Source organism: Specibacter sp. NPDC078709, assembly GCF_040686795.1.
GTDB lineage: Bacteria > Actinomycetota > Actinomycetes > Actinomycetales > Micrococcaceae > Specibacter.
In genome coordinates, this window is record NZ_JBFBLU010000012.1 from 20784 (window position 1) to 35586 (window position 14803).

The 14803-nt window shown below is 62.4% G+C and carries 14 protein-coding genes; 9 read left to right on the forward strand and 5 right to left on the reverse strand.

Annotation, left to right across the window (positions count from 1 at the left end):
- Positions 1 to 203: 203 nt before the first annotated feature.
- Positions 204 to 1640 carry a glutamyl-tRNA reductase gene (locus AB0P14_RS16730; RefSeq protein ID WP_363844939.1) on the reverse strand — a complete coding sequence of 479 codons (1437 nt, stop codon included), beginning with the start codon at positions 1638 to 1640 and terminating at the stop codon, positions 204 to 206.
- Between the two features lie 163 nt (positions 1641 to 1803).
- On the opposite strand from AB0P14_RS16730, the gene hemE reads away from it, so the two are divergent.
- The 9 genes from hemE (at position 1804) to AB0P14_RS16775 (ending at position 11238) form a co-directional block, all read left to right on the forward strand.
- On the forward strand, positions 1804 to 2859 hold the full coding sequence (gene hemE, locus AB0P14_RS16735; RefSeq protein ID WP_363844873.1) for a uroporphyrinogen decarboxylase: 1056 nt from the start codon (positions 1804 to 1806) through the stop codon (positions 2857 to 2859).
- Positions 2860 to 2928: 69 nt separating this feature from the next.
- On the forward strand, positions 2929 to 4461 hold the full coding sequence (gene hemG / locus AB0P14_RS16740) for a protoporphyrinogen oxidase (RefSeq protein ID WP_363844876.1): 1533 nt from the start codon (positions 2929 to 2931) through the stop codon (positions 4459 to 4461).
- A 73-nt stretch (positions 4462 to 4534) separates the two neighbouring features.
- Positions 4535 to 5230 (forward strand): hydrogen peroxide-dependent heme synthase, encoded by a 696-nt coding sequence (gene hemQ / locus AB0P14_RS16745; protein WP_363844879.1) that lies wholly within the window; start codon positions 4535 to 4537, stop codon positions 5228 to 5230.
- Positions 5227 to 6390: a ferrochelatase gene (locus AB0P14_RS16750; protein ID WP_363844882.1), complete on the forward strand. Its 1164-nt coding sequence runs from the start codon at positions 5227 to 5229 to the stop codon at positions 6388 to 6390. The genes hemQ and AB0P14_RS16750 overlap by 4 nt, the downstream gene beginning before the upstream one ends.
- 17 nt (positions 6391 to 6407) lie before the next feature.
- On the forward strand, positions 6408 to 7391 hold the full coding sequence (gene hemC / locus AB0P14_RS16755) for a hydroxymethylbilane synthase (protein WP_363844885.1): 984 nt from the start codon (positions 6408 to 6410) through the stop codon (positions 7389 to 7391).
- Positions 7388 to 8371, forward strand: coding sequence for a uroporphyrinogen-III synthase (locus AB0P14_RS16760; protein WP_363844888.1), 984 nt, complete (start codon positions 7388 to 7390; stop codon positions 8369 to 8371). The genes hemC and AB0P14_RS16760 overlap by 4 nt, the downstream gene beginning before the upstream one ends.
- On the forward strand, positions 8368 to 9348 hold the full coding sequence (hemB, locus tag AB0P14_RS16765) for a porphobilinogen synthase (RefSeq protein ID WP_363844891.1): 981 nt from the start codon (positions 8368 to 8370) through the stop codon (positions 9346 to 9348). The genes AB0P14_RS16760 and hemB overlap by 4 nt, the downstream gene beginning before the upstream one ends.
- A 68-nt stretch (positions 9349 to 9416) precedes the next feature.
- On the forward strand, positions 9417 to 10739 hold the full coding sequence (gene hemL, locus AB0P14_RS16770; RefSeq protein ID WP_363844894.1) for a glutamate-1-semialdehyde 2,1-aminomutase: 1323 nt from the start codon (positions 9417 to 9419) through the stop codon (positions 10737 to 10739).
- Positions 10740 to 10788: 49 nt separating this feature from the next.
- Positions 10789 to 11238 (forward strand): MOSC domain-containing protein, encoded by a 450-nt coding sequence (locus AB0P14_RS16775; RefSeq protein WP_363844897.1) that lies wholly within the window; start codon positions 10789 to 10791, stop codon positions 11236 to 11238.
- A gap of 87 nt (positions 11239 to 11325) precedes the next feature.
- Here the strand turns inward: AB0P14_RS16775 and AB0P14_RS16780 are convergent, their stop codons facing one another.
- The 4 genes from AB0P14_RS16780 to AB0P14_RS16795 form a co-directional block, all read right to left on the reverse strand.
- Positions 11326 to 12063, reverse strand: a complete 738-nt coding sequence (locus tag AB0P14_RS16780) for an amino acid ABC transporter ATP-binding protein (RefSeq protein ID WP_363844900.1) — start codon at positions 12061 to 12063, stop codon at positions 11326 to 11328.
- A 2-nt stretch (positions 12064 to 12065) separates the two neighbouring features.
- Complete coding sequence (locus AB0P14_RS16785; RefSeq protein ID WP_363844903.1) at positions 12066 to 12824, reverse strand: amino acid ABC transporter permease; 759 nt, start codon at positions 12822 to 12824, stop codon at positions 12066 to 12068.
- 9 nt (positions 12825 to 12833) lie between these two features.
- Positions 12834 to 13772 carry an ABC transporter substrate-binding protein gene (locus AB0P14_RS16790; protein WP_363844942.1) on the reverse strand — a complete coding sequence of 313 codons (939 nt, stop codon included), beginning with the start codon at positions 13770 to 13772 and terminating at the stop codon, positions 12834 to 12836.
- Between the two features lie 335 nt (positions 13773 to 14107).
- Positions 14108 to 14794, reverse strand: a complete 687-nt coding sequence (locus AB0P14_RS16795; RefSeq protein ID WP_363844906.1) for a 3'-5' exonuclease — start codon at positions 14792 to 14794, stop codon at positions 14108 to 14110.
- Between the last annotated feature and the right edge of the window lie 9 nt (positions 14795 to 14803).

A 14803-nucleotide genomic window follows, 5' to 3' on the forward strand; every position in this document is an offset into this window, starting at 1 on the left:
GAGGTAAGACCGACTGGAGACATGCCGGATTAACTTGGCCTACCACACGGTCAGGAGCGGTTCAGCGACGAGTAGGTCTGTTGGGGCTTACTTTTTGAGCCCGAGGATAAAAGCTGAGTTAACGGGAGAGGCATTATTCGGATAATGGGGTGCGGCAAGCGGTAATGAGTGTGGCGACCTGCCCGTGGGCTGCAGTCCGCGGGTCAGGCGATTGCTTCGGTGGCGGTGGCTGTGCCCGTGCCGGAGTCTGTGTCTGTGGCCGTTTCGGTGAGGGAGTCGTCCGAGGTGACGGGGCCGCCGTCGTTCTCTGCCTTTGAATTCAGGGCAGAACCAATAATTTCTGGCGAGAGCTTGAGCCCGTAGAGGACATCCAATGCTGCCAGATAGCTTTCGGAATCACCCGCAGCTGCCAATTCCTTGGCGCGAACCGTGGGCACATGCAGCAGCTGCTTGACCATCCGGCGCATGGCAAATTCCACCTCGGCGGTGGCAGCGTTACAACCGTGCTGTTTTCGGACCTTGGCCAGTTCATCGTCCAAGACACTCATGGTGTGCCGGCGCAGAGCCACGATGGCGTGATCCAAAGACCGTGCGTTGCGGGCCTGCTCAAAGTTTCTGGTAGCTTCGGCCACCATGGCTGAGGCTTGTGCCAACGTTGATTCCTGTTCGGCCGGGGCCGCTTGTCGCACGGTCTCCAGCGTCAGCAGGTCGACGCCGGGAAGAGCAGCCACATCGGAGTCAAAATCGTGGGTCAGGGCAAGATCAATCACTGTCAGCTGCTGTGAATCGGCGTGGCGCAGCTGTGCCAAATCAGCGTGCGTGATTTGCTGCCCGGAGCCGCTGCAGCCCACCAACAAGGAGGCCTGTGCCAGCGCAGAGGGGAGCGAGTGCTCATCAAGGGCGGTGCCGCCGCGCGAGGCGACGAAGGCTTCGGCCCGCCCCGAGGAAGAGTAGACGGAAATATCCGTGCAGCCGCGCTGCATGAGCTGGGCCATGGCGGCCCCGGCGTAGGCCCCAGTACCAAAAAGCACTGCTGATTTTCCGGCGAGGGAGCTGGCTGGTGCGATAGCGTTTGGCGACACGCCGGCCGATGGTGCGATAGCGTCTTGAAGGTCTGCGGCGAGGTCTAGCGCCACGGAGACGATCGACATGCCACGTCGGCCCAGTGCTGTCTGAGCGCCCACCTCTTTGGCGGTCTTGGCGGCGGATTGGAACAACCGCACCAGAGACGGCGTGGTGACACCCAATTCCTGAGCGGAGCCGAGCGCGCGGCGGACCTGACCAGCGATTTCGCGTTCGCCGACCACTGCGGAGTCCAAACCCGTGCTCACGGCGAAGAGGTGACGGACCACGGCGTCACCCTGCAATGTTGCTAAAGCTTGGGAAACTTGGGTTTCGGCAAGTCCGGAATGCCGGCTGATGGCTTCAATGGCCGTGCTGCGAGCAGCTTCAACGTCCTCGCCGCTAATGGCTTGGACATACAGCTCGTAGCGGTTGCACGTGGTTAGCGAGACCAGCCCGGCTACGGGGTTGTTGCCCGCGCAGAGCTCAGCACTGACTGCCGCTGCCCCAGCACTGAGGCGGGCAACGGTTTCCAGGTCAAGGGAAGTGTGAGAGGCGACGAGCGAAAAGAGAACCACAATTTCAATATGGTAGCCCCCCAAGCTGGGATTTTATGCACAAGAACTAACAGACCGTCACTAAAAAGTGTGATTCTGATTACCCAGGCCGAGGCAGGTGCACCCTCCTACGGTGACAACTTGTGCACAAAAGTCGCCCAGTTTGGCTCTGTAGGGTGGTGCCATGACACTGAGCCCAAGCCACCCCCTGATGGATGGCCGCACCGCTAATTCCCCTCTGATCACGGCTTACCGGGGTGGAACCCCTAGCCGCCGACCCATCTGGTTCATGCGCCAGGCAGGCCGGTCGCTGCCCGAGTACCGCGAACTGCGGGTGGGCACCACCATGCTGGAATCGTGCCTGAAGCCAGCGATGGCCGCTGAAATCACACTCCAGCCCGTGCGCCGCCACGGTGTGGACGCAGCAATTTTCTTCTCTGACATCGTCATTCCGCTCAAGCTGGCCGGTGTGGGCGTAGACATCGTCCCTGGCGTTGGCCCCGTCCTGGATAAGCCCATCCGCACCGCCGCAGACATTGCTGCCTTGCCCGAGCTGACGGATGAATCCCTGGACCCGATCCGTGAAGCTGTCGCGCTGACGGTTGCCGAGCTGGGCAACACGCCACTGATCGGTTTTGCCGGTGCACCGTTCACGGTGGCCGCCTACATGGTGGAAGGCAAGCCGTCCCGCGACCACCTGGGCCCGCGCACCATGATGCACGCGCAGCCCGAACTCTGGGCAGAACTGATGAACTGGGCTGCTGACGCCTCAGGAAAGTTCTTGCGCGCCCAACTCGAAGCTGGCGCCAGTGCAGGCCAGCTTTTCGATTCCTGGGCGGGGTCGCTGGGACTGGCCGATTACACCGCGCATGTGGCCCCGGCGTCGAGCAGGGCCTTTGATCATGTCCGTGACCTGGGTGTTCCGCTGGTCCACTTTGGCACCGGCACCAGTGAACTCCTCGGCGCCATGTACGCGGCCGGCGGCGACGTCATGGGCGTGGATTACCGGCTGCCGTTGGATGAGGCTAACCGCCGTCTCGGTGGCGCGGTGCCGCTGCAGGGCAACATTGATCCGGCCCTGCTCAACGCGCCCTGGGAGGTGCTGGAGAAACACGTTCGCGAAGTGCTTGCCGCTGGCTCCAGCGCACCCTCACATGTGGTGAACTTGGGGCATGGAGTGCCGCCGGAAACGGATCCGGCCGTCCTGACTCGTCTCGTTGAATTGATCCACTCCATCTAGCACCCGGGCCACCGGCACACGCCAGACCGGCCCACACCCGTAACCCGTCCCAGTCGCAAAGGGGAGACCATGGAAAACCGCAGACTCGCAGCTAAGGCCCAAAAGCCACAGAGCCACCCCGCTCCCAACCAGGCAGTGGTGGTGGGCGGCGGAATTTCCGGGCTGGTGGCAGCCCTGGACCTGCAGGCGGCCGGGTTCCAGGTGAGCATTTACGAGGCCGGCTCCGCGTGGGGTGGCTGCGTTGGCGTTCATGAACTGGCGGGTGTGAAACTCGATAGTGGTGCCGAATCATTTGCTACCCGGAACACGGCCGTGGCGGATCTGGCGGCCGAGCTGGGTCTGGGGTCCAAGATCGTGACCCCGGATCCTGCCGGTGCCTGGGTATGGCTGCCCGATGGCCCCGTGCCGCTGCCGCGCACGGGAATCCTGGGCATCCCCTCAGACCTCACAGCCCCCGAGGTCAAAGCTGCATTAGGTGCTTCCGGCGTGCTGCGGGCCGCCTTGGACGCCAAAATGCCCGTCAATATCGGCACCACAGAGTCCGTGAGTAGCGTGGCCGATCTGGTCCGTTCCCGCATGGGAAAGCGGGTGCTCGACCGCCTGGTGGCACCCGTTGTTGCGGGCGTACATTCGGCCGATCCGGAGCTGCTGGATGTGGACATGGTGGCGCCAGGGCTGCGCGCCGGTATTCGCGAACACGGTTCCCTCGCCGCTGCCGTGGCCGCTCAGCGTGCGGGTGGCAGCAAGCCCGGTTCTGCCGTGGGTGGGCTGGAAGGTGGCATGCACACGCTCATCAGCGCGCTCGTTACGGCGCTGCAAAAAGCGGGCATCGCCATGCATTCCGGGCATCGCATCAGGGCTATTTACCGTGGCGACACCGAGGAGCCGCAGAAGACTGGAACCGCGTACGACGGCGATGAGCCCCTGCGCTGGATTGTGGACTGGGAGCACGGTACAGAACGCGGATTCGAGGCCGCCAACCTGTTGGTGGTAGCCACCGATGGTCCCACCGCGGTCAAGCTCCTAGGGCAGGAAGTCCCCAACTTGAGCGCTTTTGCCCCGGCGCCTGGGCCTGACATCAGGCTTGTCACCCTTGTGGTGGATGTCCCTGAATTGGATTCTGCTCCCCGCGGCACGGGCATCCTCGTGGCGCCCGGAGTGGATGGTGTGAGAGCCAAGGCCCTCACACACGCCACCGCAAAGTGGGAATGGCTGGCTGATGCCACCGGTCCCGGAACTCATATCTTGCGCCTGTCGTACGGCCGTGCTGGCACGAAACCAGCCGACGCCGTCCGCCTCACCGCCCGCACACCCAGCGATGAGGACTTGGTCACCACGGCTCTGCGCGACGCCACAACACTGTTGGGGATTCCCGTCACCGAATCCGATCTCCTCGGTTCGGACATTGTCCGCTGGCAAGGCGCATTGCCGTTCACCGCCGTCGGACATCAGAGCAAGATCGCCAAGGTTCACGCTCTCGCCAACGAAGTTCCGGGGCTGGTGCTGACGGGTGCCTGGATGAGTGGCAACGGCTTGGCAGCGGTGGTCAGCGGGACTCGCCGGCAGGTACGTGCTGTGGTGGACGCCGCCGGAAGAGTGTGAGCTTGGCCACTTTCTACGCCATGTAGAGAACTACGATTTAAGCTTTCGCGCCAATGGGTGCAAACTTGAAGCCATGAGCCACACTTCTGCACAAACTGTCACTAAAACTCCTGCCGAGACTCCGTTCACTTTGTGGACCGTGTTCAAGCGGACCGGATCCTTCACAGGCGGGGAAGCCGCGGTGAGCGAATTCGAGACGCTCGTTGCCTCGCTGGCCGCCGAAAGCATCACCCTTCGCGGAGCCTACGACGTTTCCGCGATGCGCAACGACGCAGACGTCATGGTGTGGTTGGTGGGCGCTGAGGCTGAGGGTCTGCAGCGGGCCATCCGCAGCATCCGCCGCACTGAGCTGTTCGCAGCTACGGAAATCGCCTGGTCCGCGATGGGCGTGCACCGCGAAGCTGAGTTCGCCAAGTCCCACGCTCCGAGCTACATGGGCCCGAACGGCGCCAAGGGCTGGGTTTGCGTTTACCCCTTTGTGCGCTCCTACGACTGGTACATCATTCCGGCCGAGGACCGCTCCCGGATGCTGCGCGAACACGGCATGCTGGGCCGCGAATACCCACAGGTTCAGGCCAACACCGTCTCCGCCTTCGCCTTGGGCGACTGGGAATGGCTGCTGGGTCTGGAAGCTGACAACCTCACAGATTTGGTCGACATGATGCGCAGCCTGCGCTACTCCGATGCCCGCCTGCACGTGCGCGAAGAAGTGCCGTTCTACACCGGCCGCCACATCGACGCAGCCGAGGTTGCCGAGGTTCTCCGATGAACAACCGCAAGGTAGCGCCCGCCGAATACGACGCCATTTTGCTGGCCTCCTTTGGCGGTCCCGAGGGCCAAGATGATGTCATCCCGTTCCTGCGCAACGTTACTCGCGGCCGCGGCATCCCCGACGAGCGCCTCGAAGAGGTCAGCCACCACTACCGTAAGAATGGTGGCATCAGCCCCATCAACGCACAGAACCGTGCGTTGAAGGCGGCTCTGGAAGCCGAACTGGCAGCCCGCAACATCGCGCTGCCCGTCCTCTGGGGTAACCGCAACTGGGATCCCTACATCCCCGCCGTTTTGCAGGATGCGTACGACGCCGGTCATCGCCGACTCTTGATGGTCACCACCAGCGCCTACTCCTCATACTCGAGCTGCCGCCAGTACCGCGAAGACATTGGCATGGCCCTGACCGAGACAGGCTTGGACGGCAAGCTGGCCGTGGACAAGGTACGCCAGTACTTTGACCACCCCGGTTTTGTTGAGCCCTTCATTGAAGGCACTGCCGCATCCTTGAGGAAGGTTCGCGCCCAGTTGGCCGCCGCTGGCACTCCGGAGGCGCCGGTGCACGTCATGTTCGCCACCCACTCAATTCCCACCAGGGATGCCGAAGCCTCGGGTAACTCCGAGCTGGAACTGCGCGAATTCGCCGAGAATTCAGCCTATGTGGCGCAGCACCTTGCCGCGGCCGAAGCCATTATGGCCGCGGTTGATCCGGCCCAGGAATGGTCGCTGGTCTACCAGTCCCGTTCAGGTGCTCCGCATGTGCCGTGGCTGGAGCCGGACATCAACGATGCCCTTGCCGAGAAGGCCGCGGCTGGCACCAAGGGTGTTGTTGTAGTCCCCTTGGGCTTTGTCAGCGACCACATGGAGGTCCGCTGGGACCTCGATACCGAAGCCGCAGAAACGTGCGCCGAACTTGGCCTGGCCTTTGACCGCTCACCCACCCCTGGCACGCACCAGAAGTTTGTCAGTGGCCTCGTGGACTTGATCTGCGAACGCACCATTGAAAACCACATCGAAGAACGCCCGGCCATGACAAAGCTGGGACCGTGGTTCGATGTGTGCAACCCGGGCTGCTGCGCTAACTTCCGCGGCGAGAAGCCTGTCATCTCAGAAGTGGGCAGCACCATAGGGCTGGTATCCGCGCCGGCTGGCTCCTGATCGCCATGGCTGAAACAATGACAAGTGTGAAAATTGGAACCCGCGGAAGCAAGTTGGCCCTGAGCCAGACTCAGCAAATCACCGATCAGCTCAGCGCTGTCGGCGGCTTTGTTGCCGAGATCATCCCTGTTAAGACCGACGGCGACGTCCTCACCGGTCCGCTGTCTCAAATGGGTGGCACGGGCGTCTTCGCCGCTGCCCTGCGTGACACGCTCCTCAACGGTGGGGTCGACGTGGCTGTCCACTCGCTCAAGGATCTGCCCACGGCAGCGGTGCCTGGCCTGACTCTGGGTGCCATTCCTGTGCGTGCCGATGCCAGAGACGCGCTGTGTTCCCGCGACGGACTCAAGCTTGCTGAGCTGCCAGTTGGCTCAACGGTTGGCACGGGGTCCCCGCGCCGAGCGGCTCAGCTTCTGGCGGCCCGTCCGGATCTGCTCATCGTGGATATCCGCGGCAACGTAGATACCCGTCTAGCTCGGGTCCCCGGCTTGCCCGGTAACCCCGACGTAGAACGCGTGGACGGAAAAGTGGCTGATCTGGATGCCGTGGTGCTTGCCGCCGCTGGTCTGGGCCGGATCGGCCGGCTCGATACCGTCACCGAATTCCTTGATTCGTTCATCATGCTGCCGGCCCCCGGGCAAGGCGCACTTGCGCTGGAATGCCGCACGGCCGACGCCGATCTGAACGGGGTTTTGGGGCAGTCGCTCAACGCGGTGGACGATCATGATACTCGTCTTGCCGTCACCGCCGAACGTGCTCTCCTGGCCCGCCTTGAAGCCGGCTGCAGCGCACCGGTCGGTGCTCTCGCTCACCGCAAGGGCTCCATGCTTTACCTGGAAACCGTTGTGGTCTCGCTCGATGGCACCCGCTCACTACGCCTGAAGAAAGCCACCGACGGTCTCACCTCTGTTGGAGCCACCCTCCTCGGCATTGAACTGGCCGAAGAACTGCTCGCCGGCGGCGCAGCCGACCTGGCGGAATTGGCCGGCTCCGCGAAATGACCGAAAGCGGCAACGTCCCGCTGGCCGGCCTGCGCGTGGCCGTGACCCGCAGTGCTGACAGGGCCGGGGCCATGGCTGATGCGCTTGCTGCGGCTGGTGCGCAGCCGGTTTTGGTTCCTGTCATCGATTTTGAGGTGGGCGAGCAAAAGGTTCTCGGGGATTCGCTACAGCGGCTCGCCGCAGGGGAGTACCGCTGGCTGGTCATCAGCTCCATCACCACTGTGCGCGCTCTGAAGCAATGGTGCGAGGCGGCTGGAACATCACTGCAAGCGTTGATTCCGGCGTCGACCTCCGTCGCAACCATCGGCCCCACCTCTGTCGCTGTTTTGGCGGCAGAGGGCATTCATGCGGAGCTGGCACCTGTTGATCTGCAATCGGCCGCGGGCCTGGTAGCACTGTGGTCCGACTTTGATTCGGCCGACGGCGGATCCCCTCGAGTTCTGTTGCCGCAGTCGAACCTAGCCGAGCCCACGCTGGTGGAGGGTCTTACCGCCAAGGGCTGGCACCCCGAGATCGTCACGGCGTATAAAACAGTCGACTATCCAGCCGATCCGGCTCGCCGCCTGACGGCTACGTTGGCGGGCCGCTCCCCGGAGCGGGGATGGATTTACGAAGGTCGCTCAGCGACCGAGGAAATCTTACCGCCCGCGAGGGGAGCCGACCGCCAGGGAGGCGCCGGCAGCTCCCGCGCTTACCCCCTACTCACTCCGGCAGAAGCGGCAGGGGAGATCCGTGCGCGGGCGATTAACGCCGTCGTACTTGCCTCGGGAAGTGCGGCGCGCAGGGTGGCCGCCACCATGGCGCCACTGCCGGAGAACTGCCTGGTCATCGCGATCGGCCAACCCACGCAGGCTGAAGCCCAGCGCTTGGGCATGGTGGTTGCCGCGACCGCCGATCACCCTACGCCGCAGGGCATCGTGGCCGCACTGGCCCGGGCCCACACTAATTTTCTAAACCAGCAAGTTACGGAGTCGTCATGAGTTTCCCCCAGCACCGCCCCCGCCGCCTGCGCACCACCACCGCCATGCGTCGGCTGGTCAGCGAATACTCGGTGGCGCCGGCGGATTTGATTCTGCCGGTGTTCATTCGTGAGGATCTGAGCGAGCCGAAGCCCATCACCTCGATGCCGGGCGTGGTGCAACATACAACGGCGTCGCTGGTGAACGCTGCGCGCGAGGCCGTGCAGCTGGGGCTGGGCGGCATAATGCTGTTCGGCATTCCGGCGCAGCGCGATGCTACCGGGTCTGCCGGCGTGGATCCCTTTGGCGTGCTGAACAAGGCCATTCGGGACGTGCGCGCCGCCGTCGGTGATGACCTCGTGATCATGAGCGATCTTTGCCTGGATGAATTCACCGATCACGGCCACTGTGGAGTGCTGGATTCCGCCGGACAGGTGGACAATGACGCCACCTTAGAGATTTACGCCAAGATGGCTGTTGCTCAGGCCGCCGCGGGCGCCCATGTTGTGGCGCCGTCCGGCATGATGGATGGCCAGGTGGCTGTGATTCGTGAGGCTCTGGATTCTGCTGGATTCACCAACGTGTCCGTGCTGGCCTACGCCGCCAAGTACGCCTCCGCGTTCTACGGCCCGTTCCGCGAAGCCGTTGATTCCCAGCTCGACGGGGACCGCCGCACCTACCAAATGGATCCGGGTAACCGTACCGAAGCCCTCCACGAGGTTGAACTGGACCTGGCCGAGGGCGCCGACATCATCATGGTCAAGCCGGCCATGAGCTACCTCGACATTCTCGCCGACGTGGCAGCGATGAGCCCCGTGCCCGTGGCCGCGTACCAAATCTCCGGTGAGTACGCCATGATCGAGGCAGCCGCAGCAAATGGCTGGATCAACCGCCGTGCCGCCATCGAGGAATCGGTGCTGAGCATCAAACGCGCTGGCGCGTCCATGATCCTCACGTACTGGGCGGCAGAACTGGCCGTCTGGCTGCGCGAAAACTAGCGCTTCCTCTTTACCTCGTCCTTTTAGTGTTTAGCCCTTAGCAATCAGCCTTTAGTCAAGGAAATTTCATGACCTCCTCGCAGGAACTTTTTGACCGCGCCAAGACCCTCATGCCCGGTGGGGTGAACTCGCCCGTGCGTGCCTTCGGCTCCGTGGGCGGCACACCGCGCTTCATGGTCAACGCCAAGGGCGCCTACCTCACCGACGCCGACGGCCGTGACTATGTGGACCTTGTGTGCTCTTGGGGCCCGGCCCTGTTGGGCCACTCGCACCCGGATGTGCTGGCAGCCGTCCATGCCGCCGTTGATCACGGACTGAGCTTCGGCGCCTCCACCCCGACCGAAAGCGAACTGGCCGCTTTGGTCCAGGGGCGCGTGTCCGGCGTCGAACGTCTGCGCATGGTCTCCACCGGCACCGAAGCAACCATGACGGCTGTGCGTCTGGCCCGCGGCTTCACCGGCCGGGACCTGATCATCAAGTTTGCCGGTTGCTACCACGGCCACCTGGACTCGCTGCTGGCCGCAGCAGGTTCGGGGCTGGCCACCTTGGCGCTGCCAGGTTCAGCCGGTGTCACGGCCGCGACCGCTGCCGAAACATTGGTGCTGCCGTACAACGATCTGGCGGCCGTCGAGGCCGCGTTTGCCGCGCATGGTGACCGGATTGCTGCCGTCATCACGGAGGCTGCTCCGGCCAACATGGGTGTTGTAACACCGGGGGAGGGCTTCAACGCCGGACTGTCACGCATCACCACCGCTCATGGCGCGCTGTTGATTCTGGATGAGGTTCTCACCGGATTCCGTGTTGGTGCGGCAGGTTATTGGGGCTTGACCGGCGGCGCGGCTGACTCCGCCGAGCGCTGGACACCTGACCTGTTCACCTTCGGCAAGGTCATCGGCGGCGGACTGCCGACGGCCGCACTCGGCGGCCGCGCCGAGGTCATGGACTATCTAGCCCCCCTGGGACCGGTCTACCAGGCCGGCACGCTGTCCGGAAACCCCGTGGCCATGGCCGCCGGCGTTGCCACGCTGACGGCCGCGACATCCTCGGTGTACGACACCGTGGATGCGCGTTCACTGGAACTGTCCGCGGCGCTGTCCTCCGCCTTGACTGCCGAGGGTGTGGATCACTCGATCCAGCGTGCCGGCAGCCTGTTCTCTGTTGCGTTCGGCACCTCGGCGGCTGGCGTGCAGAATTACGATGACGCACAGGGCCAGGAAGTGTTCCGTTACGCCCCGTTCTTCCACTCCATGCTGGACTCGGGTGTGTACCTGCCGCCGAGCGTCTTCGAGGCTTGGTTCCTGTCCGCGGCGCACGATGACGCTGCCATGAACCGTATCTTTACGGCACTGCCGGCCGCGGCGAAGGCTGCAGCAGCCGCCACCGTGGTCTAACGGTTCGGGCCTGCGTAAGGCTACTTTTGCCACCTGGACGGGGCTTGGCGTGGTTGGCGATGCCCACCACGGCGTCACGGTCCAACACCTCTCGCGCGTCAGGGCAGATCCTTCGGCTCCCAATCTGCGCCAGCTGCACCTGATACAGACGGAACTCTTCGAATGGTTGGAACCCAGAGGTTTCAATGTTGCTCCCGGGGAACTAGGGGAGAACATCACCACCGGAGGCGTCGACTTATTGAAACTTCCGCGCGGGACCCTGCTGCACCTTGGCGGGCACGCAGTGGTGGAGCTGACGGGACTGCGTAATCCCTGTTCTCAGATCGAGAATTTCCGCCCCGGATTACTCAAGGAACTCGTGGGCTACGACGACGGCGGCAGTGTGGTTCGCCGGGCCGGTGTCATGGGAGTGGTCATCACCGGCGGCGCCATCCGCCCAGGTGAGCCGATCGTCGTCGAACTTCCTGACGGAGCGCACGAGGCCCTAGAACGCATCTAAACATAACTGCCCCCGGACTCTAGGAATCCGGGGGCAGTTGTGTTGGGCCCACGCCAACGAGAAACGAGCCGTGGGAGCCGGTGGGGACTACAAGACGTCCGAGAGGAAGCCTTTCAAGCGCTCCGTCTTCGGCTCGGTGAACAGCTGATCCGGGGAACCGGTTTCAACCACCACGCCGCCATCCATGAAGGTGACGGTGTCGGAGACATTGCGTGAGAAGCCCATCTCATGGGTCACCACAACCATGGTCATGCCGCCCTTGGAAAGATCGGTCATGAGCGACAGAACGCCCTTGACCAGCTCGGGGTCCAGCGCAGAAGTGGCCTCGTCGAAGAACATGACCTCGGGCTCCATGGCCAACGCGCGGGCAATCGCCACGCGCTGCTGCTGGCCTCCGGAGAGGTTCCCGGGGCGGGCATCGGCCTTGTGCTTCAGGCCCACCAGCTCGAGCTGTTCAAGGGCCTTGACGTGCGCCTGATCCTTGGGCATCTTGCGGATCTTGATGAGCGCCAAAGAAACGTTCTGCACAACGGTCTTGTGCGGGAACAAGTTGAACTGCTGGAACACCATGCCGATACGACGGCGGAGCTCGTCCGGGTTGTCCTTCAGGACGGACTTACCGTCGAGGAGGATATCGCCTTGATCAGGTTCAATCAGTCGGTTCATGACGCGCAACAGCGTTGACTTGCCTGATCCCGAAGGACCGATGACCGAGGCCGTGGTGCCCTGCGGAACGTGCAGGTCAATGCCGCGCAGCACCTTGTTAGCCCCGAAGGCAAGATGGATGTTCGTGGCGGTCAGGGAACCTGAATTAAAGTCGCTCATGGTTAGGCGCCCTTTCCGATTACAGCAGCGGCGTCGTCGGGCTCAATTTTCTGGGCCTTGCCTTCGCGCATGCGCTTGTCAATGAAGTTGACCAGATGCGTCAACGGCACAGTCAGGCACAGGTATAGGACGCCGGCGGCCACTAGGGGGGAGAGGTTTCCGGAGTTCGCCGCTGCATCATTACTGATGCGGAAGATCTCGCGCTGGCTGCCCAGCAAACCCAACATGTAGATCAATGAGGAATCCTTGATCAAGGAAATCAGCTGGTTTACCAGTGCCGGCAGAACCCGGCGGATACCCTGAGGCACCACCACCAGCAGCATCGATGATCCGTAGCTGAAGCCCAGAGCACGGGAAGCTTCGAGCTGTCCTTTCTCCACACTTTGAATTCCCGAACGGAAGATTTCACCAATGTACGCCGTCGCCATCATGGACAACGCCAAAACAGCCATGGGATACGGGTTGGTGCTTCCAGTCAGCGCACGTACCGTGGGCCCCATACCGATGCCGATGACCAAGATGACCAAGATGGCGGGCAGACCGCGCAGGGCATCTGTGTAGATCCTGGCGATCCACCGGGCAACAGGATTGCGCGAGATGCCCATGATGGCCAGAATCAAGCCAAAGAAGCAGCCCAAAATAGCCGAGGTTACGGCAAGGATCAGGGTGTTGGGTAAGCCGACAGTGAGGAGGTTTGGAATGACTTCCGCCATTGCCTGCCAGTCAAAGAAGGTTTTTAGGAACTGCTCAAATGCATTCATGCGCCAGCCTTAAGGGAGCTTGACAGCCTTGGAACCCGGTGACCAGGTGGTCGGGGTTTCGCGGTCCGGGTACCATTCTTTAGCCAACTTGCCCCAGGTGCCATCGGCCACGACGGCATCCAGGCCAGCGTTGATGGCGTCGGTCAGGGCCTTGTTGCCAGAGTTTACAGCGTAAGCGGTGAAGTTCTGAGTGTTGATGATCGACTCGGCGATGTGAGTGTTGTCGCCTTCTTTGATCTGACCCGAGGCCTGCTGTGAGGGGGCCACCCAAGCGTCAATCTGACCGTTCTTCAGGTTCGCATATGCGGTGTTGTAGTCCGGGAAACGAACCGTGGAGGCTTCCAGCAGCAAGGTGTTGGTGGCGTAGTCGTCCTGAACGGTGCCCTGGATGACTCCGAGGCGGGTGTCCTTGTTCAGGTCTGCGAAGGACTTGATGGGAGAGTCGGTCTTGGTCACGACAGCCATGTAGCCAAAGTCGTAACCGTTGGTGAAGCCAACGTTCTTACGGCGGGCGTCCGTGGTGGAGATCGAGGAGGAACCGATGTCGAACGTCTTGTTTTCAACCTGAGCCAACAGGGCCGAGAAGTCGGTGGACTTGAACTCAACCTTGAGGTCTAACTTCTCTGCAACGGCACGCAGCAGTTCGTTGTCGAAACCGGTGAACTTGCCGTCCTTGTCGATGAAGATGTTCGGCGGGGCGTCAGAAAGGGTTCCGACCGTGATGGTGCCGGGCACGATCAGGCCCAGAGCGTCCTTGTCGATCGAGTCAAGAGCCACTACATCGTCAGTGGTGTACTTATCCAGCGAGACCTGATCACTACCGGCGAGGGCATTTGAGGACTCGGTGGGGGTGCCGGCATCCGTGCCGCCGCCGCATGCTGCGAGGGAGAAGGCCAGAGCAACGGCAACCGGGGCGGCCGTGAGCCACTTCAGGGCAGATTTCTTCATCAAACATTCACTTTCATTGCAGGTGCCCAGCCCGAAGGACTGCTCGGGAGGGATAAGCGTGGCATGGGAGTCGGGCTGGATACTCACAGGAGTTTCTTAGCAGAACTCAACCAACGGAACTAAATTATGTCACCCCGCCCTAAATTATGGCGGATGCGAACTTATGCGAGGCAAAAAGCGCGTTCGAAGAAATAATCGGCGAAAATTAGGGCGTTCACCACGGCAGCGATCACGCTCTAGCTAGCGCAGGCGCACGACTGACGCGCAGGAAACTCGCCAGCCCTCAGATTTTCTTTGTGATTTAGCTCACAGCAGGGGTTTTGTGGAGCCTAGAATCAGGGCAGAACGGGCCAATCGCCCTCAATGACGGCGGCCGGGTCCTTGACACGGCGCAAATATGCCTGGAAATCGGCGGCCTGGTCCCGAGCCCACCCAATCTGAGCATTGTGCAGATCCATCACATCAATGCGCAGCGCGCTGTATTTTGCCGCCAGCGCATCTGCCAGCCGCAGGGTGGCTTCGGCGTCGGCAGCCGAGGTATGGGCGTCCTTGAGACTGATTCCGTATTCCTCACAGAGGGCCACCAGGGTCCGGCTGCCCTTGCGGAACCGGTCCACGTTCTTATTGCAGATGAAGGGGTCAATGACCGGGGCCGCGGTAATTTGAGCCAGGCTGTGGCGGCGCGCTTCATGGGCCAGGACGGTGAAGTCGTAACTGGCGTTGAAGGCGATCACGGGAATGTTGTTGGCAAAGAGCGTATCGAGAACAGCCCCTACCTCGGCGGTGACCATATCTGAGGGCCGACCATTTTCGCGGGCATGCTCGGTGCTGATGCCGTGGATGGCGGCGGCCTCCTCAGGAATTTCTATCCTGGGATCCGCCAACCATTCGTGCGTATCCACCACGGTGCCGCCCTCATCGACCACCACGATCGAGGCCGTGACGATCCGGGCCGTGCGGGGATCCTTGCCAGTGGTTTCTAAGTCAAAGGCGGCACGGGGATGCATATTCCAGCTAGTCATGACACTTAC

Coding starts and splice junctions, on each gene's coding strand:
- hemE (WP_363844873.1), top strand. CDS start 1,804: ATGACACTGAGCCCAAGCCACCCCCTGATGGATGGCCGCACCGCTAAT.
- hemG (WP_363844876.1), top strand. CDS start 2,929: ATGGAAAACCGCAGACTCGCAGCTAAGGCCCAAAAGCCACAGAGCCAC.
- hemQ (WP_363844879.1), top strand. CDS start 4,535: ATGAGCCACACTTCTGCACAAACTGTCACTAAAACTCCTGCCGAGACT.
- AB0P14_RS16750 (WP_363844882.1), top strand. CDS start 5,227: ATGAACAACCGCAAGGTAGCGCCCGCCGAATACGACGCCATTTTGCTG.
- hemC (WP_363844885.1), top strand. CDS start 6,408: ATGACAAGTGTGAAAATTGGAACCCGCGGAAGCAAGTTGGCCCTGAGC.
- AB0P14_RS16760 (WP_363844888.1), top strand. CDS start 7,388: ATGACCGAAAGCGGCAACGTCCCGCTGGCCGGCCTGCGCGTGGCCGTG.
- hemB (WP_363844891.1), top strand. CDS start 8,368: ATGAGTTTCCCCCAGCACCGCCCCCGCCGCCTGCGCACCACCACCGCC.
- hemL (WP_363844894.1), top strand. CDS start 9,417: ATGACCTCCTCGCAGGAACTTTTTGACCGCGCCAAGACCCTCATGCCC.
- AB0P14_RS16780 (WP_363844900.1), bottom strand. CDS start 12,063: ATGAGCGACTTTAATTCAGGTTCCCTGACCGCCACGAACATCCATCTT.
- AB0P14_RS16785 (WP_363844903.1), bottom strand. CDS start 12,824: ATGAATGCATTTGAGCAGTTCCTAAAAACCTTCTTTGACTGGCAGGCA.
- AB0P14_RS16790 (WP_363844942.1), bottom strand. CDS start 13,772: ATGAAGAAATCTGCCCTGAAGTGGCTCACGGCCGCCCCGGTTGCCGTT.
- AB0P14_RS16795 (WP_363844906.1), bottom strand. CDS start 14,794: ATGACTAGCTGGAATATGCATCCCCGTGCCGCCTTTGACTTAGAAACC.